This window comes from Luteibacter sp. 22Crub2.1 (assembly GCF_900167995.1).
GTDB classification, from domain to species: Bacteria; Pseudomonadota; Gammaproteobacteria; order Xanthomonadales; family Rhodanobacteraceae; genus Luteibacter; species Luteibacter mycovicinus.
On record NZ_FUYT01000009.1, the window covers coordinates 1 to 21,958 of the forward strand.

Here is a 21,958-nt window from a genome sequence, read left to right on the forward strand (position 1 = left end):
CACGGCATCGTTCAAAGCATGAGCCGAAAGGGGAACTGCTGGGACAACGCCGTCGTCGAACGCGTCTTCCGAAGCCTTAAACAGGAGTGGTTCGGCGAGGAAACCTTCCCGACCCGAGCTTTGGCATCACAAGACGCGATCGACTACCTGGTTCGCTATTACAACCACGAGCGCCTGCACTCCGCGCTCGACTACCGCCCGCCGGCCGAGTTTGAGAGGATGGCGGCTTAACGCTCCTATGCGTGGTCCTCAAATACCCGGCCACTACAGCCTTGCGCGCGCTGCTTTTAAAGAGAAGCCCCGCACGGCAACGTGCGGGGCTTTTTCATTCGTAGCGTAGAGATACGCCGATGACAAGCGTCTGCGCAAGCTGGAACAGTCCCGCAAGTGGCTTGGTGAACGGTCCTTTTGGATTGCCCGGTGCGACGCGAAAAACGTAGGTGTCCATTCCGACCCAACGCACACTTGTTTCGTGATTGCGGCCCGGAGCACCGCAATCCACGAGATGCGCCTCGCTCTCTTCGCCTACACTCACCCAGAGGCAGCCGTGCTGGCTGACCTCCTGCGCGGAAGATTGATCCCATCGCCAGTGAACAGTCACATTGCCGAGGGCACCGATGGGCACGCTCACGACCTGAGGCGACGCGGTTACGCTGCCTACCGGCGGCGGACAATTGTGGTAACACCGGACACCGCGGCCCCTCGTTGCTCGAATTCCACTTTCGCCGGGCCTCAAAGAAAGAGCATGAGCGAGCTCATCCCTTTGCTGCGGAGGCGGGTCGTAAGCGCGCGGCTCTCCGTCGACGCGTTTCCTGGTAAGCGAGAGGGCGTCGGCGATCGCATCATCACGCTCGCCGTCCTCCGGCCTTGTCGGTCCGCAAAACACAATGACCAGTGCGAACGCGGCACATCCGACGATCCAGCACACCGTCTTCATGACTTGATCCAATGAAAGGATCGGCACACGGTACCGCGCCAAGCTTACTTCTGCTGTAGGAATTCCCTGCTTCGGAGCTAGGCATGTTCTCCTGTCATCAGGGAACAGTACTTCCTTCGCCCACAGCGAGTGATCGAGCGATTATGCTTTCTGGACCACTTGCTCGATCGAACTGAAGATCGATACGCCACGCTTGTCGGTGACCTCGATTTTCACCGTATCGCCAGAGGACAGGAACGGCGTCGCCCGCTTACCGTCGCGCAAGGTTTCGACCGTGCACTGCTCGGCCAGGCAGGACGCGCCCTTACCGGTGTGTTCGTTGGCGATGGTGCCTGAGCCGACCGGCGTGCCGGCGGTGAGCGGAGGGGCCTTTCTGTAGAAGCGCGCTCCGCGCGCGATGCTCTAAAAAAGTAAGCCCCGCACGGAAACGTGCGGGGTTTTTTCATACCTGACTTACGGCGTCAGAACCTTGTCGACAACGTGGATCACGCCGTTCGATTGCAGCACGTCGCCAATGGTCACGTGCGCAACACCGCCCTTGGCGTCGGTCACTTCGAGTGTCTTGCCAGACTGCATCACCGTGAGCGGCTCGCCCTGAACCGTGGTCAGGCTCGCCTTGCCATTACCCTTGGTAATCAGTGCCATAAGGTCGGACGCGGTGTAGCGACCCGATACCACGTGATAGGTAAGAATCTTGGTCAGCGTCGCCTTGTTCTCGGGCTTGACCAACGTATCGACCGTACCGGCCGGTAGCGCATTGAACGCTTCGTTGGTTGGGGCGAACACAGTGAAGGGACCCGGTCCCGACAGCGTATCGACGAGCCCGGCAGCCTTCACGGCAGCAACCAGCGTGGTGTGGTCTTTCGAGTTGACGGCGTTCTGGACGATGTTCTTCGTCGGATACATCGCGGCGCCACCGACCATGACCGTCTTCTGCGCGTCCATGGCGTCGTCGGCGAAAGCAACATTGATCACGCCGCAAGCGGCCGTGAGGGCAAACGCGACGTGAAGCGTGCGAGCAAGCATGCGACTTTTCATGGCGGATCCTCTGTCCCCGTGATTGGGGTACCAATAGATACGCACGCATGAGTCGCCCGGATGCGGGGCCGTCAGTTTTTTTGAATGCGCTGTTCGATCGAGCCGAAAATGCTCACACCCTTCTCATCCGTGATGTCGATCTTCACGGTATCGTCGAAGGAAAGAAACGGCGTCGTCGGCTTACCGTCCCGCAGTGTCTCAACCGTACGCTGCTCGGCGAGGCACGAAGCCCCCTTGCCCGTGTCCTCATTCGCAATCGTGCCCGAGCCCACCAGCGTGCCGGCGGTCAACGGGCGCGTCTTTGCCACATGAGCAACGAGCTGCGAGAAGTCGAACTGCATATCGACACCGCACTCGGCCTCACCAAACCATTGGCCGTTGATCCACGTCCGCATCGGCAGGTGCAGCTTCTCGTCTTTCCACACGTCGCCCAGCTCGTCGGGCGTGACGAACACTGGCGACAGCGCGGAACGCGGCTTGGACTGCAGAAAGCCGAAGCCCTTCGCCAGCTCGCCGGGAATCAGGCCACGCAACGAAACGTCGTTGACCAGTCCGATCAGCTGAATGTGGCCAGCCGCCTGTGCGGGGGTCACGCCCATCGGCACGTCATCGGTGACGACCAGCACTTCGGCCTCAAGGTCGATGCCGAAGTCCTCGCTGGGCACGACGACCGGATCGCGGGGCCCAAGAAAGCCGGCGCTGGTCGCCTGATACATCAGCGGGTCGGTGTAGAACGAGGCCGGCACTTCCGCGCCACGGGCACGGCGGACGCGCTCGACGTGAGGCAGATAGGCACTGCCGTCGACGAACTCATAGGCACGAGGCAGCGGCGCGGCGAGCTTCGTCACGTCGAGATCGAAAGCACCGGTCGCCCTGCCCTCGTTGAGATCTTCCGACAATGCGTTGAGGCGCGGAGCGATGGCATTCCAGTCGTCGAGCGCGGCCTGCAACGTCGGCGCGATGCCCGCCGCTTTCACGGCGCGGGTTAGGTCACGACTGACGACGACCAGCGTGCCGTCACGGCCGCCTTCCTTCAGTGAAGCGAGTTTCATGGATGTCCTTTGCGATCAGACCGTCGGCGGCGTGAAGTGTTTCTTCAGGCCGCGCCAGCATTCGTAATAATCGCCCTGCAGCGCTTTGGATGCCAGCGCCTGGCGGGTGGGGCGGATGACCTTGCGGGTCTCGAACATGAAGGCCATCGTGCCCGTGATGTGGTCGGGACGCGAGACATCGGCGCCCGAGGCCTTCTCGAAACTCGCCGCGTCCGGGCCGTGGCCGCTCATGCAGTTGTGCAGGCTCGAACCACCCGGCACGAAACCACCGGCCTTCGCGTCGTACGCGCCATCGATCAGGCCCATGAACTCGCTGGCCACGTTGCGATGGAAGTACGGCGGGCGGAACGTGTGCTCCGCCACCAGCCAGCGCGGCGGAAAGATCACGAAATCCATGTTCGCCGTGCCCGGGGTGTCGCTGGCCGAAGTCAGCACGGTGAAGATCGACGGATCCGGGTGATCCACCGCGATCGAGCCTATCGTGTTGAAGCGGCGCAGGTCGTATTTGTAGGGCGCGTAGTTGCCATGCCACGCGACCACGTCGAGCGGCGAGTGGTCGATGGTGGCCGACCACAGCGCGCCCTGGAACTTCGCGATCAACGCAAAATCACCGTCGAGATCCTCGTAGGACGCCACTGGCGTGAGGAAGTCACGCGGGTGGGCAAGTCCGTTCGCGCCGATCGGACCGAGGTCGGGAAGGTGCAGCTGCGCCCCGAAGTTCTCGGCGACATAGCCACGCGCTTCGCCGTCCGGCAGCTCGACCAGGAAACGCACGCCACGCGGGACCACCGCGATCTCAAGCGGGGCGACGTCGAGCACGCCCAGCTCGGTGCGAATGCGCAAGCGACCCTGTTGCGGCACGATCAGCAGCTCGCCATCGGCATCGTAGAAGTAACGACCTTCCATCGAGCGATTGGCACAGTAAAGGTGGATACCGATACCCGCCTGCTCTTCCGCGCCGCCGTTGCCACCCATGGTGACCAGACCGTCGAGGAAATCCGTCGGGGTGGACGGCATCGGCAACGGATCCCAACGCATCTGGTTGGGTGTGGCCGGCGCTTCCTGGAAACGGTTATGGAAGGTCTCGTGGCCCAGCGCCGAGAACGGCGAGTGCTGCGCGGCGGGACGGATCCGGTACAGCCAGCTGCGCCGGTTGCGGTGACGCGGCGCGGTGAACGCGCTGCCGGACAACTGCTCGGCGTACAGGCCGTGAGCGACCTGTTGCGGCGAGTTCTGTCCGGTCGGCAGCACGCCGGCGACCGCTTCCGTGGCGAACTCGTTGCCGAAGCCGGTCTGGTAGGCGCGGGTGTCTTCGATGTGGCTCATCGGGGTCCTGTCGCGCGCGAGGCGCGCTCCTACGTGTCGACGGTGATCTTAGAGTACGCCGCGACGCATCTGGTCGCGCTCGATGGACTCGAACAGCGCCTTGAAGTTGCCGTTGCCGAAGCCCTCGTTGCCTTTGCGCTGGATGATCTCGAAAAAGATCGGCCCGATGTTGTTCTGGGTGAAGATCTGCAGCAGCAGCTTCTTCTTGGTCTCGTCGTCGGCGTCGATCAGCAGCTTGTTCTTCTGCAGGCGCGGGATGTCTTCACCGTGGTCGGGCACGCGGATGTCGATCACTTCGTAATACGTGTCCGGGGTCTCGAGGAAAGCCACGTCCTGCGCACGCATCGCTTCCACCGACTCGTAAATGTTATCGGTGAACAGCGCGATGTGCTGGATGCCCTCGCCGTTGTATTCGCGGATGTACTCGTTGATCTGCGACTTTTCGTCCGACGACTCGTTGAGCGGGATACGGACCATGCCGTCCGGCGCGGTCATCGCCTTCGACACCAGGCCGGTCTTGGCGCCCTTGATGTCGAAATAGCGGATTTCGCGGAAGTTGAACAGGCGCTCGTAGTAATCCGACCACTTCTGCATGTTGCCGAAGTGCAGGTTGTGGGTCAGATGATCGATGAAGGTGAGGCCGAAACCCTTCGGGTGCCGGTCGACGCCCGGAATCCACTCGAACTCCGAATCGAACACATCGCCCTTGGCGCCATAGGTATCGATGAGATACAGCGCACAGCCACCGATGCCCTGGATCGTCGGGACATTCAGCGCCAGCGTGTCGGCTTTGTCCGCGATCTTCTCAGCGCCATTCGACAGCGCGGTGGCCTGCACGTCGGTCGCCGGACGGTTGAAACGGATCGCGAAGCCGCAGGCGCTCGGACCGTGCGCGGCTGCGAAATCGGACGCGAAGGAGTTCGGCTCTTCGTTGACCAGGAAATTGCAGTCGCCCTGGCGATACAGGGTGATAGCCTTGGTCTTGTGCTTCGCCACGGCCGTGAAGCCAAGCTTCGGAAACAGCGTGTGCAGCAGCGCGCTGTCGGGCGCGGCGAACTCGACGAACTCGAAGCCATCGACACCCTGCGGGTTTTCGAAGGTGGTGACTTCCATACCGATATTGGGCTGGGCGCTCATGGGCGATACTCCTGGCTTGGGCACGGCTTACGCCGTCGACTCGCACCTTATAGTTTCACTTGTAACCATTTGCAAGGACCAGCGCAGCAATGACCTTTGAACCCGTGCCCGCCCATGCCCCGCTGGAACTGGAGCACTTCCTGCCCTACCGCCTGTCGATCCTGTCGAACACGGTGAGCCAGTCGATCGCCGCGGAGTACGAGGACCGGTTCCAGCTCAGCATGACCGAATGGCGCGTGATGACGATTCTGGCCCGGTTCCCCGAGATTTCGGCGCGGGAGGTGGTCGAGCGGACGGCCATGGACAAGGTCGCCGTAAGCCGGGCCGTGGCGCGGCTGGTCGAGAAGGGGCGCGTGGATCGGGGCACCCATGACGGGGACAAGCGCCGGTCCGTGCTGCAGCTGTCCGAGGCCGGATGGGCGATTCATGACGAGGTCGCGCCGATGGCGCGGGCGCATGAGCGGGATTTGCTCGCGAAGCTGGACGAGGGCGAGAGGGCCCAGCTCAACAGCATTCTGGACAAGCTTCTCGATACGGCGCGGTAAAACCACACCGCGACCGCTTATGTAGGAGCGCGCCCCGCGCGCGATGGGTGATGCGAGGTGGCGGCATTACCGAATCGCGCGCAAGGCGCGCTCCTACAGTGACACGAGGCGTTGTGAAACGAGACGCCGCGTCATTTCACCCCGTGCATCAACCGGTTGATCAGCGGTGCGATCACGAACAACACGATGCCTGCCCCGATCAAGAGCTCGAAGCTGAAGGTGAACCCGCTCAGCGCGGAGCCCACGGTCATCCCTGTCTCGCCGCTGATATGACCCGCCAGCAGGCCGGACAGGTTGTTGCCGATCGCCGTGGACAGGAACCACCCACCCATCGCCAGGCCGACCACGCGCAGCGGCGCCAGCTTGGTCACCATCGACAGGCCGATCGGTGACAGGCACAGCTCGCCGATGGTCTGCATGACGTAGCACAGCGCCAGCGGCCAGAACGGGATCAGGTTGTCCGTGCCGACGAGCGCGCTCAGCGCGTACATCAGCACCAGGAAACCCAGCGCGTTGAACATGAGGCCGAGGCCGAACTTGCGCGGAATCGACGGTTCCTTGCGGTGCCGTGCCGACCAGCCCCAGGCCAGCGCCACGATGGGCGCAAAGACCAGGATCGCCGCCGAGTTCACCGACTGGAACCAGCCGGTGGGAAATTCCCAGCCGCCGAACATGTGACGATCGACGATGTTCTGCGCGAGGAAGTTGAACGAGCTGCCGGCCTGTTCGAAGAACATCCAGAACAGCACGTTGAAGGCGAACAGCAGCAGCATGGCGATGACGCGGTGGATCTGGATGCGGTCGTGCCGGACGGCCTCGACGACCAGCATCGCGGCCACGCCGATGAAGAGCACGCCGAGCAGCCACGCGATGAAGATCGCACCCGCCTTGGCCATCAGCAGGTAGACCAGCGGAATGGCGACGAGGATGCCGACGATCACGGCGATAAGGCTCTTGCCCTCGTGGCGCTCCGGCGGCGGCACGCCGACGCCCTTGAGCTGTTTCTTGCCGATGAGGAACCAGATGAAGCAGATCACCATGCCGACGCCGGTGGAGGCGAAGACGGCGCGGTAGTTGTCCTGCAACGGCGTGTTGCTCATCACCGAGGCGATCCAGCCGGTGATCAGCGGGGCGAGAAAGCCGCCCATGTTGATGCCCATGTAGAAGATGGTGAAGCCGCGATCGCGGCGGTCATCGCCCTGCGGATAGATCTGGCCGACCAGTGAAGAAATGTTCGGTTTGAACAGGCCGTTGCCGACGATCACCGTGGCCAGACCGGCGAGGAACACCTGCTGGTTCGGCACCATCACCATGAACAGGCCCGCGCCCATCACGGCGGCGCCGACGAGGATCGAGCGCTGGTAACCGAGGATGCGGTCGGCGACCCAGCCGCCGAAGATGGCCGACGCGTAGACCAGCGCGAGGTACGCGCCATAGGTGCGGCTGGCGTAGCCCTGCCCCGACGCATCGCCCTTGAAGAACTCCGCCACGATGTACAGCGTCAGCGCCCAGCGCATGCCGTAGAAGGCGAAGCGCTCCCAGAACTCGGTCATGAACAGCATCCACAAGGGGCGCGGATGCCCCAGGGTCTGCGGATAGTCGGGCACGGGCCGTGTCTGGCTTGGGGCGGTCGGTGTCATGGCTTCCCTTGGCGATGGATCGGTCGATCGATCAAGGGTGTTTAGCTGGACCGGGCGGGAACGTCAAATGTCAGGTGCCCAGGATGGTGCGTACTTCGATCAGCTCGGGGAAGAAGCTCTGCTCGAGCGCCTTGCGCAGGAAAGCCACGCCGGAGGAACCGCCGGTGCCGGTGCGGAAGCCGATGATGCGCTCCACGGTTTTCATGTGGCGGAAGCGCCAGAGCTGGAACGATTCCTCGATATCCACGAGTTGCTCACTGAGATGGTACTCAGGCCAGTGGCTGGCGGTGTTTTCGTAGATGCGCTTGAAGACCGGCAGCAAGGCGGGTTCGCGCTGCCACGGCTGGCTGGTATCGCGTTGCAGCACGCTCGACGGCACCGCGTGCCCGCGGCGTGCGAGGAACCGCAGGTATTCGTCGTACAGCCCGGGTGCCTCGAAAGCAGCCCTGAGGCGCTCGTGGGCAAGCGGATCGTGCTCGAACACGCGCAGCATGTCGGCGTGTTTGTTGCCCAGCACGAACTCGACGATGCGGTACTGCAGCGACTGGAATCCGGAGGACGGACCGAGCACGTCGCGGAACTGCAGATACTCCGTGGGGGTTAGTGTCTCGAGCACGCCCCACTGCTCGTAGAGCTGGTGCTGGATATGTTTGACACGGGCAAGGATTTTCAACGCGCGATCGACGTCGTCCACGCGAAGATGCACCAGCGCCGCGTCCAGCTCGTGGATCAGCAGTTTCAGCCAGAGCTCCGAGGTCTGGTGCTGGATGATGAAGAGCATCTCGTCGTGCTGGGGCGGGTTGCTGCGGGGCTCCTGCGCGGACAGCACCTTGTCCAGTCGCAGGTAGTCGCCATACGTGAGGCGCCCGTCGAGGTCGGTACGGATGCCCGGTTCGAGGTCGCGCTGAGGATTGGTCATGGGTGAGTCGATTCGCAAAAAGGAGTCTGGAAGCCCTGAAACCCGCGCCACGCCGCCATTCCGGGGCTGCGACGGCCGGTCTCATGCTGCGCCGTGCCTTGCCGGGTGATAATACCCCTGATATCTAGTCCGGCTCGCAATGATCGAAAAGCCGCTCGTGCCCCGCTGGATGGGCCGTCCGCTTCCCCACTCGTGCGTGTCGTTTCTAACCTTCCCCTGGGAGCGAGTCGTGTCCGTCGCCGCCAAGTTCGAAATCGAATACCTGCAGTACCTTGACCAGGATGGCAAGGAAACCGGTAAGGAACTCCCTGAATTCGCAAAGGATCTCGACCATATGGTCGAGCTCTACAAGCTGATGGTCTCCACACGCGTCTTCGACGCCAAGTCGATCGCGCTGCAGCGCACCGGCAAGCTCGGTACCTACGCGTCGTGCCTCGGTCACGAGGCCGCGCACGTCGGTATCGGCAGCGCCATGCGACGTGAAGACTCCCTCGCGGTGTCCTACCGCGAATACGGCGCGCAGCTGTATCGCGGCGTCAAGCCGCGCGAGGTCTACACCTACTGGGGTGGCGACGAGCGTGGCAACGACTTCGCCGACGCCCCCGCGCACGACTTCGCCTGGTGCGTGCCCATCGGTACGCAGTGCCTGCACGCCGCCGGTTCGGCGCTCGCCTTCAAGATCCGCAAGGAACCGCGCGTGGCGGTCTGCACGATCGGTGACGGCGGTTCGTCCAAGGGCGACTTCTACGGCGCGATCAACGTCACCGGTGCGCAGAACCTGCCGCTGGTCGCCGTCATCGTGAACAACCAGTGGGCCATCTCGGTCCCGCGCCGCATCCAGAGCGGTTCCGGCACGCTGGCCCAGAAGGGCATCGCGGCCGGCCTGTTCTGCATCCAGGTGGACGGCAACGACATCATTGCAGTACGCAAGGCGATGGAAGACGCGCTCGAGCGCGCCCGTTCCGGCCAGGGTGGCAGCGTGATCGAAGCGGTGACCTACCGCCTCGGCGACCACACCACCGCCGACGACGCCCGTCGCTACCGCGGCGAGCAGGAAGTGAAGGACGCCTGGGAGCGCGACCCCGTGCCGCGCCTGCGCAAGTGGCTCGAAGCCAAGGGCAAGTGGGACGACGCGAAGGAAGAGGCCTGGAAGGCCGAGTGCGATGACTGGATGGACAACGAGGTCAACGCGTACCTGGAGACGAAGAACCAGCCGGCCACGGCGATGTTCGACTACCTGTACGCCGAAGTCCCGGCCGACCTCGAAGCGCAGCGTGACTACGTCGCTTCCCTCGATCGCAAGTCGTAAGGATCTCTTCCCATGGCACAAATCACTCTGATCGAAGCAGTGACCCAGGCGCTCGCCTACGAAATGCGCAACGACGAAAGCGTCGTGGTGCTCGGTGAGGACGTCGGCGTCAACGGCGGCGTGTTCCGCGCCACCCAGGGCCTGCAGGAACAGTTCGGCGAAGAGCGCGTCATCGACACGCCGCTGGACGAAGGCACCATCGCCGGCCTGACCATCGGCCTGGCCGTGCAGGGCATGAAGCCGGTCGCCGAGGCGCAGTTCGAAGGCTTCATCTACCCGATGATGGAGCACATCGCCTGCCACGCCGCGCGCATGCGCAACCGCACCCGCGGTCGCATGACCGTGCCGGCCGTGTGGCGCGCCCCCTGGGGCGGCGGCATTCGTGCGCCGGAGCATCACTCCGAGGCCAACGAGCACCTGTTCACCAACATCCCGGGCCTGCGCGTGGTCATGCCGTCGTCCCCGGCGCGTGCCTACGGCCTGCTGCTCGCCGCCATCCGCGATCCGGATCCGGTGATCTTCTTCGAGCCCAAGCGCATCTATCGCCAGTACAAGGAAGAAGTGCCCGATGACGGCGAAGCGCTGCCGCTCGACGTGTGCTTCGTGCTGCGCGACGGCACCGACGTCACGCTGGTCACCTGGGGCGCGCAGGTCAAGGAATGCCTCGAGGCCGCCGACGAACTCGCCCAGCAGGGCATCAGCGCCGAAGTCATCGACGTCGCCACGCTGACCCCGCTGGACTTCGACACGATCGCCGAGTCGGTCGGCAGGACCGGCCGCTGCGTGATCGTGCACGAGGCGCCGAAGACGGCCGGTTTCGGCGCGGAAATCGCCGCCCGCCTGTCCGAGGAATGCCTGTACAGCCTGCTCGCGCCGGTCGAGCGCGTCACCGGCTTCGATACCCACATCCCGCTGTTCCGCCTGGAAATGAAGTACCTGCCCAGCGTCGAACGCATCGTCGAAGCCGCCCAGCGCACGCTCGCCGCCTCCTGAGGAAACGATAGACATGGCCGACATCAAGACCTTTTACCTGCCGGACCTCGGCGAAGGCCTGCCCGACGCGACCGTCGTCGAGTGGCACGTCAAGGAAGGCGACACCATCAAGCTCGACGCCCCGCTGGTGTCGATGGAAACCGCGAAGGCCGTCGTCGACGTGCCGTCGCCCTTCTCCGGCACCGTGAAGAAGCTGCACGGCGGCGTGGGTGACATCATCGAAACCGGCGCGTCGCTGGCCGACTTCGAAATCGATCCGAACGCCCGCCAGCGTGCCGAAGCCGAATCCACGGGTCACCACCACGGCCCGAAGAAGAGCGTCGGCAGCCCGGCACCGGATGACGCGTCCAAGGTCGTCGCCTCCGACGACGGTGGCGAGATCGAATCCGATGGCAAGGCCCCGGCACAGCGCGAAGACGAAGGCACCGTCGTCGGCGCCATGGTCAGCGGCAACGCCGTGCACACCGAGCAGGTCTCCAGCGCCGGTGGCGTCAAGGCCGTACCGGCCGTGCGCGCGCTGGCGAAGAAGATGAAGATCGACCTCACCCGCGTGTCGCCCACGGGCGCCGGTGGCGTGATCACCATGGCCGACGTGAAGAACGCCGCCGCCAACGGAGGCGCCGCGCTCGGCGCATCCGGCTCGCAGCCTGCCGCACCCGCGCGCCCCGCCTCGGCCCAGCACCTGGCACCCTCGTTGCCCGAGCCGGGTCCCGCCCCCTCGCGTACGCCGGTGTCGCTCGCCGGCAAGGCCGTGCGCACGGCGCCTCCGGGCAAGGACGCGATGGGCCAGCCGGAACAGCTCAAGGGTGTCCGCCGCAACATGGCACGCGTCATGGCCGATGCGCATGCCCAGGTCGTCCCGACCACGATCGTCGACGATGCCGATCTGCATGCCTGGATCGGCAAGCAGGACATCACCGCGCGTCTGATCCGCGCCATCGTCGTGGCCTGCAAGGCCGTGCCGGCGCTCAACGCCTGGTTCAACGGCAAGGACCTGACCCGCACGCTGCATCCGCACGTGGACATCGGCATCGCTGTGGACACCGAAGACGGCCTGTTCGTGCCCGCGCTGCGTAACGCCGACGTGCTCGACGGTGCCGGTGTCCGCGCCGCGATCAAGCGACTGCGTTCGTCGGTCGAGGATCGCAGCATCCCGGCATCGGAACTCTCCGGCTACACCATCAGCCTGTCCAATTTCGGCATGTTTGCCGGTCGTTACGCTACGCCGGTGGTGGTGCCGCCGACCGTTGCGATCATCGGTGCGGGCAAGCTGAGCCACGATGTGGTCGCCGTGATGGGCGGTATCGAAGTGCATCGCCGCATGCCGCTCTCGCTGACCTTTGACCACCGCGCGGCCACCGGCGGCGAAGCGGCGCGCTTCCTCAAGGCGATGATCGACGATCTGGGCCTGCCGCAGTAAGTCGCAGCGATCCTGTGGGTCCATTCGCGCGCGGGGCGCGCTCCTACACGATGGTGTAGGAGCGCGCCCCGCGCGCGATGCTTGCAGTTTGTAGGAACGCACCATGTGCGCGATGCTCCCCCCATCGCAACCGACCTGCCTTGCAGGTCACCGGGAGGGCACCCATGCAGTTCTTCGAGATGCACCACTTCGCCGGCCATGTGAACGAGACCTTCGAGGCCGACGTCGACACCGGGGACGGCAACGCGCCGTTCGTGCTGATGCAGGTGCAACCGCTGGCTTCGGCGTCCTCGTTCCGCCAGGCGTTCTCGCTGCTGTTCCACAACACGGCGGCCATTCTTTTCGCCCAGCGCACCTACACGATGCGCCATCCGCAACTGGGCGAATTCGGTATCTTCCTCGTGCCCGTCGCGCGCGATCGCGACGGCTTCGTCTACCAGGCCGTCTTCAACTAGCGCGCATGCGCCGGTGCATGCCGCCGGCCGCGCCTTCATCGACGAATCCCAGACGCTCGTAGAGCCGCATGGCGGCGGGATTGTTCACGGCCACGCTCAGCGTGACGGCGGGAGCGAGAGCACGCGTCGCCCGCAAGAGCGCCGTGCCGATACCCTGCCCGCGCGCGTCCGACACGAGTGCGATGTCGACCACGTGCCACGCCTCCCCGGTCACGTCGAGGTAGTAGCGACCGATGTCACGACCCTCACGTTGAAGCACGAAGAAACGTGCGCGGGGGAAGTGACTGATGAAGTGAATGTGCTGCATGCCGAACTGCTGGTCGGAAAAAGCCATGCGTTCCGCTTCCGCCCAGCCGGTGCCTGCCAGCTCGTCGTCGCGCGTCTGCCGATACAGCACGCGCAGGAAAGGAAGGTCGCGCTCGTCGCAATCCTTCAGTCGTAGGCCGGCGACCGCCACTGACTCCGCCAGCTTGTCATCGGCATGACCCGCGACGGGAAAGCCCGGCAGGCGCATCAGTTGAAGTTCGGATAGACGCCCTGCAGCGCGATGCAAAAATTCAGCGCAAGGGACGGCTGTCGGTTTTCGTGCGGCAGCCCGGAACCGGCCGGCTGTATCGCCAGCGGAGACATCGACGTGGACGGCACGGCGCCCGGGAGGAAAGGCGATGTCGTGCTGGGAGTAACCAGCGCGCTGCCTGCGGAGGGAACCGAGGTTCGTTTGGTCTGATCGCGTTGTGCATAAATCGTCGCAGCGTGTCCGTGCGATGGCATCTCCGTCATGGTCAGCGCATGTTGGAATTCACCGTACGCATTGCCCGCCGACCGCGGCGTCAGCCCTGGCCCGGCACCGATGCCCCCGGGCGCACGCGAGGTGAGGTTGGGCAACATGAAGGTCGAGGAACCGTTGCCGCCGTAAGTGATCCCCAGCAAGGAATACAGCGCCGTGTACTGCGTCACCGGCAACGTCGCACCGTTACAGAATGCCCAGTCGACCGGGGCGAAGTCGAAGGCGAAAACCTGTATTTCGCCGAAGTAAGGTTCGGTCATGTCGTAGTCGCCTGCGAGGGATCAGGAAGGAGTGGGATAGATGCCGGTGTACGCGATGCAGAACGGCACGCTCAGGGTCGGCATGAGATTGTTGTGCGGCTGCGAGCCCCCCTGATTGCCGACGGCGGACACCGCCAGCGCGTAGCTGGTCAGGCCCGTACTGTCCGGGGTGTACATCGTGTCGGGCGCGATGCCGCCGAGTACGGCACCCGAGCCGGGCGTGGCGCTGGTACCCGCGTCGGTGGTCGCCACGCACGTATGGTTGTGCATGGGCAACTGAGGCGTGGATAGTGTCACCGTTTCGGTGCCGACTTTCTGCCCTGGCACGTAGCTGGAGAGCCCGGGCCCCTGCCCTTGCCCGACCGGGATCCGGCCGCGCATATCAGGCACGCCGAACGTGTTGACCCCGTCGCCGCCGTAGGTGGTGCCCAGAAGGACGTACAGCGTCTCGTAGTCACTGATCGGGACCAGGCTGCCGTCGCAGGCGAGCCACCCATCCGGCACGCGACTGAATCCGAACATGCGTATCTCGCCGATGTAGCACTCTGACATGGTCGATCTCCTGGTTCGGCGTCAGCTGCGTGACGGGAAGATGCCGGTCATGGCGATGTTGAAACCGAGCGCGCTAAGAGGCTGCAGGTTGGGATGCGGCTGACCGCCGCCGGCCATACCGATCGTCGAAGCCGCCAGCGGCGTCGGATGGCCCGGCGTGGCATAAAAATTCTCCGCACCCGAGCCACCGTAGAGCGCATTGGTGGGCAGCTTTACGGTGCCGGCCAGTGTGGTGGCATTCAGGGGATGCGTGTGTGCAGGCATCTGGCTCTGCAGCAAGGTCACGGTCTCGAGACCCGCCGTCGAGCCGACGGCATACGCCGGCGGTTGCCAGTTTGGATCGACCGAAGGTCCCGAACCCACCGGTGTACGACTGCGCAGGTCGGGCAGCCCGAACGTGGTGCGGCCGTCGCCGCCGTAGTGCACGCCAAGCAGCGAGAACAACGCCTGGTTCTGCTGCACTGGCATCAACTGGCCGTTGCATGCCGCGAAACCCCTGGGCGCGAAGCTGAACCCCGCGAGCATGATCTGCCCGACGAAATAGTTACTCATCCGATATCCCCTGCGTTCTACCGCGTCAGCCGACGGCTGCGTCCATGGACTGTGGTCCATGGAAAGAGTGCAAACAAGTGGTTGGATTCAAGTTCACGTCAACGTTGCCGATTAGACACACTGGTGGCGTCGAACGGCTGCGCATAATGCGCTCGCAGGCGACTGCTTCAGCGGGATTCAGGGGTTCACATGACATCGTTATTCTTCGGCGGCCGTCCTGCGGTCGCGCCGGCTCGTACGCGTTTGCGCGCGACTTCGTGGCTGTTCGGTGTGTGCCTGCTCGTTCTGAGTGGACTCGCGCACGCTATCGGTTGTCCGCCGCAATCGATTACCGTCGCTTCAGGCGGCTCTGTCAAAACCGACCTGACCAGTTGCTCGGCGACAGGCATCGGTGGTTACCAGAGTCCGCCACAACACGGTCTCAACCAGAACAGTGACAACAACAACTCGACCAGCCAGGTTTTCTACACGAACAATGGAGACGGTTCGACCACCGACAGCTTCTCCGTTATCGACAGTGACGATAATTCGGTGATCCCCTTCACCGTCACGGTGCAGCAGACCAGCCCGTCCGTCACGACGACCACCCTGCCCGACGCGACGGTAGGCACCGGGTACAACCAGTCGCTGGCCGCGTCGGGCGGCTCGACGCCGTACACCTGGAGCCTGACCGGCGGTAGCCTGCCCAACGGCCTCACCCTTTCCTCGGCAGGCGTAGTCACTGGCACGCCGACCCAGGCCGGCAGCTTCAACCCAGTGTTCACGGTGACCGACAGCGGCAACCGCACCGCGTCGCGTGCCATCGCTCTCAACGTGTCCGCCCCGACCCTGGCGATTACGCCGGCGACACTGCCTAACCCCGTGATCGGGACGGCCTACAGCCAGACGCTCGGCACGTCCGGCGGTACCGCGCCGTATACCTATTCGATCAGCGGCGGCACGCTGCCGCCCGGCATCAGCGTCTCCAGTACCGGCAACGTGTCCGGCAACGCGACGACGCCCGGCAACTACAGCTTCACCGTGAGCAGCACGGACAGCTCCACGGGCAGCGGCGCGCCTTTCAGCACGACGCGGACCTATGCGGTCACCGTCAGCGCACCCACGATCACGGTCGCTCCGGTCACCTTGCCGAACCCGACGGTCGGTGTGGCCTATTCGCAAACTATCAGCGCTTCGGGCGGCACCGCGCCCTATACCTTCGCGATAACCGCGGGAGCCCTGCCGGCCGGCATGACCCTCGCCGGCGGCGGCGCTCTCAGCGGCACACCGACGGCGGCGGGCACCTTCAATTTCACGGTCACGGCCACCGACAACGGCGGCTTCACCGGCAGCCGCGCCTACACCATCACGGTGGCGGCGCCGACCATCGCGATCGCCCCAGCCAACCTGCCCAACGCTGTGGCCGGCCAGGCTTACTCCAGCACGGTCACCGCCAGTGGCGGAACCGCGCCCTATGCGTTCGCTGTCACGGGCGGCTCCCTGCCCAGCGGTATCACCCTTTCATCGACCGGCGTGCTGTCAGGCACGTCCACGGTGGCCGGCACGTTCAACTTCACGGTCAGCGCCACCGACAGTTCCAGCGGGGCCGGTGCACCGTTCAGCGGCTCGCGTGCGTATTCGCTCACGGTGGGTGCGCCCTCCGTAGTCGTCGCACCGGCCACGTTGCCCAACCCGACCGTCGGCGCGGCCTACTCGCAGACCGTGACCGCTTCGGGTGGCACGGCACCCTACACGTTCGCCGTCACGGCCGGTGCCACGCCCTCCGGGCTGAGCCTGAGCGCGGCCGGTGTACTCAGCGGCACGCCAACCGCTGCGGGTACGTTCAACTTCACCGTCACGGCCACCGACGGCAACGGCTTCGATGGCGCGCGCGCCTATACCGTGACGGCCGGCGGACCGACGCTGGTGCTTACCCCGACCAGCCAGCCCACGGGGCACGTCGGCCAGGCCTACACCGCGTCGTACTCGACGACGGGCGGTACCGCGCCTTACCACTACACGGTGACCGGCAACCTGCCGACCGGGCTTTCGCTGGCGGACAACGGCACCCTCAGCGGGACGCCGACGCAGGCGGGCAACTTCCCGGTCGCTATCCACGTCACCGACAGCAGCACGGGTGCGGGCAGCCCGTTTACGGCGACAGTCAACATGACGCTGGCCGTCGATGCGGACCCTCTCGTGCTGACGCCCGCCAGTCCGGCGCTGACGGCCACCTACGGCGTCAGCAACAGCATCACATTTACCAGCAGCGGCGGCTCGGCACCGCGCACCCTGTCACTCACCGGTGCGCTGCCGGCGGGCATGAGTTTCGATCCGGCGTCCGGTGTGCTGTCCGGTACGCCGACCGTGACCGGCAGCTTCCCCTTCACCGTGACGGTGACCGACGGCAGCCTGACGCCAGCGATACTCAGCCGGAACTACACGCTGACCATCGCGGCCGTCACCGTGGTCGTCAGTCCGGCCACGCTGCCGGGCGGTGTCGTGGGCACCGCCTATAGCGGTTCGCTCAGCGCCAGCGGAGGTGCCGCGCCCTACACCTTCGCGGTGAGCACGGGCGCGCTGCCCGAGGGCATCACGCTTTCACCGGCGGGCGCGCTGTCCGGTACGCCGACGCGCAGTGGCGCGGTGAGCTTCACCGTGCGTGCGGCGGATGCGCATGGCATGGCCGGCACGCAGGCGTACTCGGTCACCATCGGCGATGCGGTGCCCGTGGCCGTCGCCGATACGGCCAGCACGGCGGCCAACCAGGCGGTGACGATTCCGGTGACGGCGAACGATACCGGCGTGATCACGTCGGTGGCCGTTGCCGCGGCGCCGACTCACGGCACCGCCGTGGCCGACGGCACGTCGGTGCGCTACACACCGGCGACCGACTTCTTCGGTACCGACACCTTCACCTACACGGCCATCGGTCCGGGCGGTCGCTCCCATGCCGCGACGGTGACGGTCAACGTGCAAGCGGGTGCGCTACCCGTGGTGCCCGACCAGGCGGTGACGGGTGTCGCCGGTCAGGCGATCAACGTCAAAGCGACACAGGGCGCCAGCGGCGGTCCGTTCACCGCGGTGACCCTCGTCACGCCACCGGCGGCGGGAACGGCCACGGTGAACGGCACCACGATCTCCTATACTGCCCCGGCGGATGCCAGCGGTACGCAGCGTTTTACCTATACGCTCACCAACGTGTTCGGCGTCTCGCAGCCCGCTACGGTCACCGTGACGGTGCAGCCGCGACCGGTGGCGGTGGCGCTGACCGCCACGGTCGGTGCCGGCCAGTCCGTGCAGGTGGACCTGACCGGCACCGCGCGAGGTGGCCCGTTCACCGACGCCGCGGTGGTGTCGCTCTCGCCCGCGCAGTCGGGCACGGCCACGATCGTGAAGACCGCCGCAGGCTATCGTCTGGACTTCACCGCCGCCGCGGCGTTCTCCGGGCAGGCGCAGCTCGTCTACACGCTGTCCAACGCGTATGCCGTCTCGCAGCCGGCCACGGTGACGATCACGGTGACCGCGCGGCCGGATCCGTCACGCGATCCGGAAGTCACCGGCATCCTCGGTGCGCAGGTGGACGCGACGCGTCGCATGGCGACCGGCCAGATCAGCAACTTCCAGCAGCGCCTGGAATCGCTGCACGGCGCCGCGTCGTCGCGCTTCAGCAACGGTCTGAGCTTCAGCTCCGGCGGCGGACGAAATGCCGTGCAAAGCGAGCGTCCGGGCAAGGGTGTGGCCGAGTCCATGAACGATCCCGACGCGCCCGCCTTCCTGCAATCCGACGCGCGCCCGGCGCCGACCCAGAGCGGTGGGCAGGCGTCGCCGGACGACGTGTCGTTCTGGACCGGCGGTGCCGTGAACTTCGGCGCGACCGACCGCGGCGCGGCGAGCAACGGTGTCGACTTCACCACCTCGGGTGTCAGCGTGGGAGCGGACAAACGCCTCTCCAACGCGCTCACCCTGGGGCTCGGCGTGGGTTACGGCCACGACGCCAGCGACATCGGCAAGATGGGCAGCCGCAGCACCACCACGGCTTACAACATGGCGCTGTACGCGAGCCTTCGGCCGAGCGACAGCACGTATGTCGATACCCTCTTGGGTTACCAGTGGCTGGACTTCGATGCGCGGCGCTATGTCACGGCGGATGGCGGCCGCGTTACCGGCAGCCGCAACGGCAGGCAGGCCTTCGCCTCAGTGGCCTTCGGCTACGAGCACGACGATGGCACCACGCGACTGACGCCCTACGGGCGACTGGACGTGGCACGCGCGCAGCTCGACGGCTACACGGAGCGTGGTGATGCCACCTATGCCCTCGATTACCGCGGACAGACGGTGCGCACCTCCACGGGCGCCCTCGGCCTGCGTGCGGAGTTCCGCCTGAAACGCGATTTCGGGACGCTGGTACCGCGTGTGCGCGTGGAGTATCAGCGTGACTTCCAGGGCGCCAGCAACGCGAAGATGTCCTACGCGGACCTGCTGGCCGGGCCGCTTTACCGGGCCAACGTCGGCGATACCGCACGCAACCACACGTTGCTGGGCCTCGGCGTCCAGGCACAGTTCGACAGCGGGCTGACGCTGCGCGCGGAATACCAGGCGTTGTTCGACTCGGGCACGCATGCCAACCAGTCGATCCTGCTGGGCATCGAGAAGGCGTTCTGACCGGCCGCGGATCCACGCATCGACACGGTGCGTGGATCCGCTTCGGTTCCTGCGGCAGATCCGCCGGTGTACCCTAGGCCGATGCTCAATAACGACACCCTCCGCAGCATCCGCTACATGCTCGACCTCGGCGAGGTCCATGTGGTCGAGATCCTCAAGCTCACCGGCTTCGATGCCACCCGCGAACAGGTCGCTCCCTGGCTGCGCAAGGAAGACGAGCCCGACTTCGTCGAAATGCCGGACATCGCGCTGGCGCACTTTCTCGACGGCCTGATCATTCATCGCCGCGGCCGCGACGAGAGCCAGCCTCCCCGCCCGGTCGAGGCGCGCATCAACAACAACCTCGTGCTGAAGAAGCTGCGCGTCGCCTTCGAACTGAAGGAGGACGACATTCTGGCGCTGATGGCGAACGTGGGTTTCCGCGTGTCGCGCGGCGAGATCAATGCGCTGTTCCGCCAGCCGAAGCACAGCAATTTTCGTCTGTGCGGCGATCAGTTCCTGCGGAATTTTCTCAAAGGCCTGACGGCGCAGGTACGTGGGGCGTGAGAGGGACGCATGGCAGCGAGCGCCTCAGCGCCGCCGCCATACCAGCTGCCGCACGATGAGCGCCACGACCAGCACGGCGACGAACGCTCCGTACGCCCAGAGCGCCGGCACCACCTGCTGCCAGATGGCGCCGCTCTTCGGACCGAACTGATCGGCCGCGGGCAATTGCACCGCGTCGAAGGCGATCAACGCCGACTGGATCGCCGCGGTCACGGCGGCTAGCAACGCCAGCACATCGAAGCTGCGCCGCGTGCCGTTGGTCAGCAGCGACTTCGGATAGCGCCAGTACGCCCAGCCCAGGACGATCAGCCAGGGCGCCAGCAGCATGAGCGCGAGATAGCGCATGCGTCAGGCGCCTTGCCCGATGTCGCCGGGACGGACCATGCCTCAGCCCGCCGCCTTGTTCGCGGCTTTAGCCGCCGCTTCGTCCGCCGTCACGGCGGCAAGCACGTCGAGTGCCGTACGCAGGCGAAGGACCAGAGCGGCGCGAGCCGCCTCGTCCGGATACGACTGACCTTCGGCGACGACCGCGCCGTCGACCAGCAGAACGATACGGTCGCCCTGCGACTCGAGCGCGGCCTGAGCGCCACCCAGCGTAGCGAGCGTCTGGCGCAGCGTCCCCGCGGCTTTGGGATCGGCGAAGGACCGTGACAACAACAGCTCTTCGCCGTCCGCGCCGAACAGGCGGAAACGGAAGCTGCCGTCATCCTCCCGGAAGCTGGCGAAACGCGGCGGCTTCGCTTTCGGCGCGGTGGCCGGCGCAGCCGCAGCGGTGGGCTCGTCAGCCACCTTCCGACGATGACGCGCGTTACGCAGGCCGACGGCCTCGCGCAGCGTTTCCACCAGCGGACCGGCGATGGCGCGTGCCTTGGCCGCACCGGCAAGAAGGATGTCCTCCATGTCGTCGGGTCGGGCCATCAGGTCTTCGTAACGTGCGCGCATCGGCGCGACGTCGGCCTCGACGCGCTCGAACAGCACCGTCTTGGCCTCACCCCAGCCGATACCGCCGTGCAGGGCTTCTTCGAAGGCCTGCGTCTCCGCCGGTGTGGCGAACGCCTTGAAGATGGTGAACAGTGCGGAGTTGGCGCTGTCCTTCGGCTCACCCGGCGCACGCGAATCGGTGACGATTTTCATGATCGCCTCGCGCATGCCCTTCGTGCCGCCCTCGAACAGCGGAATCGTGTTGTCGTAGCTCTTGGACATCTTGCGACCATCGAGGCCCGGCAGGGTCGCCACCTGCTCTTCGATGTGCGCCTCGGGCATCACGAAAAACTCGCGCCCGTAGGTATGGTTGAAGCGCTGCGCGATGTCGCGCGCCATTTCGATGTGCTGGATCTGATCGCGGCCGACCGGCACCTTGTTCGCGTTGAACGCGAGGATGTCCGCCGCCATCAGCACGGGGTACATGTAGAGACCCGCCGTAACGCCGGCGTCCGCGTCTTCCTGCTGCTCGATGTTGCGGTCCACGGCGGCCTTATAGGCATGCGCACGGTTGAGCAGACCCTTGCTCGTCACGCAGGTCAGCAGCCACATCAGCTCCGGAACCTCAGGAATATCGGACTGCCGGTAGAACGTGGCGACATCCGGATCCAGACCCGCGGCCAGGAACGACGCGGCGATCTTCAGACGGGACGCCTCGACGCGGTCGGCGTCGTCGCTCTTTATCAGAGCGTGATAGTCGGCCATGAAGTAGAACGCATCGACGTTCGGATCCTTGCTAGCCAGAACGGCCGGGCGGATCGCACCGACGAAGTTGCCGAGATGCGGCGTGCCAGTGGTGGTGATGCCGGTGAGGACGCGGGTATGCATGGGAACCTGATGGGCTACGGACGATAACCGTCCGAGT

Annotated in this window: 20 protein-coding genes and 2 pseudogenes; 8 read left to right on the plus strand and 14 right to left on the minus strand. The window is 65.3% G+C overall.

Features of this window, described 5'->3' with window-relative positions; all coding sequences use genetic code 11:
• On the plus strand, positions 1-231 hold a 231-nt coding region (locus tag B5X73_RS10680), incomplete at its 5' end, for an integrase core domain-containing protein (RefSeq protein ID WP_139382740.1).
• 94 nt (positions 232-325) lie between these two features.
• Here B5X73_RS10680 and B5X73_RS20640 read toward each other — a convergent pair.
• The 6 genes and pseudogenes from B5X73_RS20640 to hppD all read right to left on the minus strand — a co-directional run bounded on the left by B5X73_RS20640 (position 326) and on the right by hppD (position 5,490).
• Entirely contained in the window at positions 326-625 is a 300-nt protein-coding gene (locus B5X73_RS20640; protein WP_139382741.1) for a hypothetical protein, read from the minus strand.
• Between the two features lie 453 nt (positions 626-1,078).
• Positions 1,079-1,300 (minus strand): annotated as a pseudogene (locus B5X73_RS20645) (FAA hydrolase family protein); the annotation flags it as partial.
• Between the two features lie 90 nt (positions 1,301-1,390).
• Positions 1,391-1,858, minus strand: a pseudogene (locus tag B5X73_RS10685) (fasciclin domain-containing protein); the annotation flags it as partial.
• A 188-nt stretch (positions 1,859-2,046) separates the two neighbouring features.
• Positions 2,047-3,027 (minus strand): fumarylacetoacetate hydrolase family protein, encoded by a 981-nt coding sequence (locus B5X73_RS10690; RefSeq protein ID WP_079521674.1) that lies wholly within the window; start codon positions 3,025-3,027, stop codon positions 2,047-2,049.
• Positions 3,028-3,042: 15 nt separating this feature from the next.
• Positions 3,043-4,353, minus strand: a complete 1,311-nt coding sequence (hmgA, locus tag B5X73_RS10695) for a homogentisate 1,2-dioxygenase (RefSeq protein WP_079521675.1) — start codon at positions 4,351-4,353, stop codon at positions 3,043-3,045.
• A 48-nt stretch (positions 4,354-4,401) separates the two neighbouring features.
• Positions 4,402-5,490, minus strand: coding sequence for a 4-hydroxyphenylpyruvate dioxygenase (gene hppD, locus B5X73_RS10700; RefSeq protein WP_036115843.1), 1,089 nt, complete (start codon positions 5,488-5,490; stop codon positions 4,402-4,404).
• A gap of 89 nt (positions 5,491-5,579) precedes the next feature.
• Here hppD and B5X73_RS10705 point away from each other — a divergent pair, with 89 nt between their 5' ends.
• Positions 5,580-6,035, plus strand: a complete 456-nt coding sequence (locus tag B5X73_RS10705; RefSeq protein WP_079521676.1) for a MarR family winged helix-turn-helix transcriptional regulator — start codon at positions 5,580-5,582, stop codon at positions 6,033-6,035.
• Between the two features lie 131 nt (positions 6,036-6,166).
• Here B5X73_RS10705 and B5X73_RS10710 read toward each other — a convergent pair whose 3' ends face one another.
• Both B5X73_RS10710 and B5X73_RS10715 read right to left on the minus strand, forming a co-directional pair.
• Positions 6,167-7,675: a peptide MFS transporter gene (locus B5X73_RS10710; RefSeq protein ID WP_043692373.1), complete on the minus strand. Its 1,509-nt coding sequence runs from the start codon at positions 7,673-7,675 to the stop codon at positions 6,167-6,169.
• A gap of 70 nt (positions 7,676-7,745) precedes the next feature.
• Positions 7,746-8,594, minus strand: a complete 849-nt coding sequence (locus tag B5X73_RS10715) for a tryptophan 2,3-dioxygenase (protein WP_079521677.1) — start codon at positions 8,592-8,594, stop codon at positions 7,746-7,748.
• A 229-nt stretch (positions 8,595-8,823) separates the two neighbouring features.
• On the opposite strand from B5X73_RS10715, the gene pdhA reads away from it, so the two are divergent.
• From pdhA to B5X73_RS10735, 4 genes are all read left to right on the plus strand, one after another.
• Positions 8,824-9,903: a pyruvate dehydrogenase (acetyl-transferring) E1 component subunit alpha gene (gene pdhA, locus B5X73_RS10720; protein ID WP_036118354.1), complete on the plus strand. Its 1,080-nt coding sequence runs from the start codon at positions 8,824-8,826 to the stop codon at positions 9,901-9,903.
• A gap of 12 nt (positions 9,904-9,915) precedes the next feature.
• Positions 9,916-10,896, plus strand: a complete 981-nt coding sequence (locus B5X73_RS10725; protein ID WP_036115856.1) for an alpha-ketoacid dehydrogenase subunit beta — start codon at positions 9,916-9,918, stop codon at positions 10,894-10,896.
• A 13-nt stretch (positions 10,897-10,909) separates the two neighbouring features.
• Positions 10,910-12,316, plus strand: coding sequence for a dihydrolipoamide acetyltransferase family protein (locus B5X73_RS10730; RefSeq protein ID WP_079521678.1), 1,407 nt, complete (start codon positions 10,910-10,912; stop codon positions 12,314-12,316).
• Between the two features lie 164 nt (positions 12,317-12,480).
• A complete protein-coding gene (locus tag B5X73_RS10735; RefSeq protein WP_079521679.1) occupies positions 12,481-12,771 on the plus strand; it encodes a DUF6916 family protein in 291 nt (96 codons plus the stop codon).
• Here B5X73_RS10735 and B5X73_RS10740 read toward each other — a convergent pair.
• From B5X73_RS10740 to B5X73_RS10755, 4 genes are read right to left on the minus strand one after another with little or no spacing between them, the layout of a single operon-like run.
• Positions 12,764-13,285 carry a GNAT family N-acetyltransferase gene (locus tag B5X73_RS10740; RefSeq protein ID WP_079521680.1) on the minus strand — a complete coding sequence of 174 codons (522 nt, stop codon included), beginning with the start codon at positions 13,283-13,285 and terminating at the stop codon, positions 12,764-12,766. The genes B5X73_RS10735 and B5X73_RS10740 overlap by 8 nt on opposite strands.
• Positions 13,285-13,818, minus strand: coding sequence for a phage tail protein (locus tag B5X73_RS10745; RefSeq protein WP_079521681.1), 534 nt, complete (start codon positions 13,816-13,818; stop codon positions 13,285-13,287). Before B5X73_RS10745 ends, B5X73_RS10740 begins: the two co-directional genes overlap by 1 nt.
• A gap of 21 nt (positions 13,819-13,839) precedes the next feature.
• Positions 13,840-14,370 (minus strand): phage tail protein, encoded by a 531-nt coding sequence (locus B5X73_RS10750; protein WP_079521682.1) that lies wholly within the window; start codon positions 14,368-14,370, stop codon positions 13,840-13,842.
• 21 nt (positions 14,371-14,391) lie between these two features.
• Complete coding sequence (locus B5X73_RS10755; protein ID WP_079521683.1) at positions 14,392-14,922, minus strand: phage tail protein; 531 nt, start codon at positions 14,920-14,922, stop codon at positions 14,392-14,394.
• Positions 14,923-15,111: 189 nt separating this feature from the next.
• Between B5X73_RS10755 and B5X73_RS10760 the strand changes: the two genes are divergently transcribed.
• Positions 15,112-19,566, plus strand: a complete 4,455-nt coding sequence (locus tag B5X73_RS10760) for a putative Ig domain-containing protein (RefSeq protein WP_079521684.1) — start codon at positions 15,112-15,114, stop codon at positions 19,564-19,566.
• A gap of 81 nt (positions 19,567-19,647) precedes the next feature.
• Positions 19,648-20,112 carry a YehS family protein gene (locus B5X73_RS10765; RefSeq protein WP_043692352.1) on the plus strand — a complete coding sequence of 155 codons (465 nt, stop codon included), beginning with the start codon at positions 19,648-19,650 and terminating at the stop codon, positions 20,110-20,112.
• A gap of 24 nt (positions 20,113-20,136) precedes the next feature.
• Here the strand turns inward: B5X73_RS10765 and B5X73_RS10770 are convergent, their stop codons facing one another.
• Both B5X73_RS10770 and B5X73_RS10775 read right to left on the minus strand, forming a co-directional pair.
• A complete protein-coding gene (locus tag B5X73_RS10770) occupies positions 20,137-20,457 on the minus strand; it encodes a hypothetical protein (RefSeq protein WP_036115867.1) in 321 nt (106 codons plus the stop codon).
• A gap of 42 nt (positions 20,458-20,499) precedes the next feature.
• Entirely contained in the window at positions 20,500-21,921 is a 1,422-nt protein-coding gene (locus tag B5X73_RS10775) for a tryptophan--tRNA ligase (protein ID WP_079521685.1), read from the minus strand.
• Positions 21,922-21,958 lie beyond the last annotated feature (37 nt).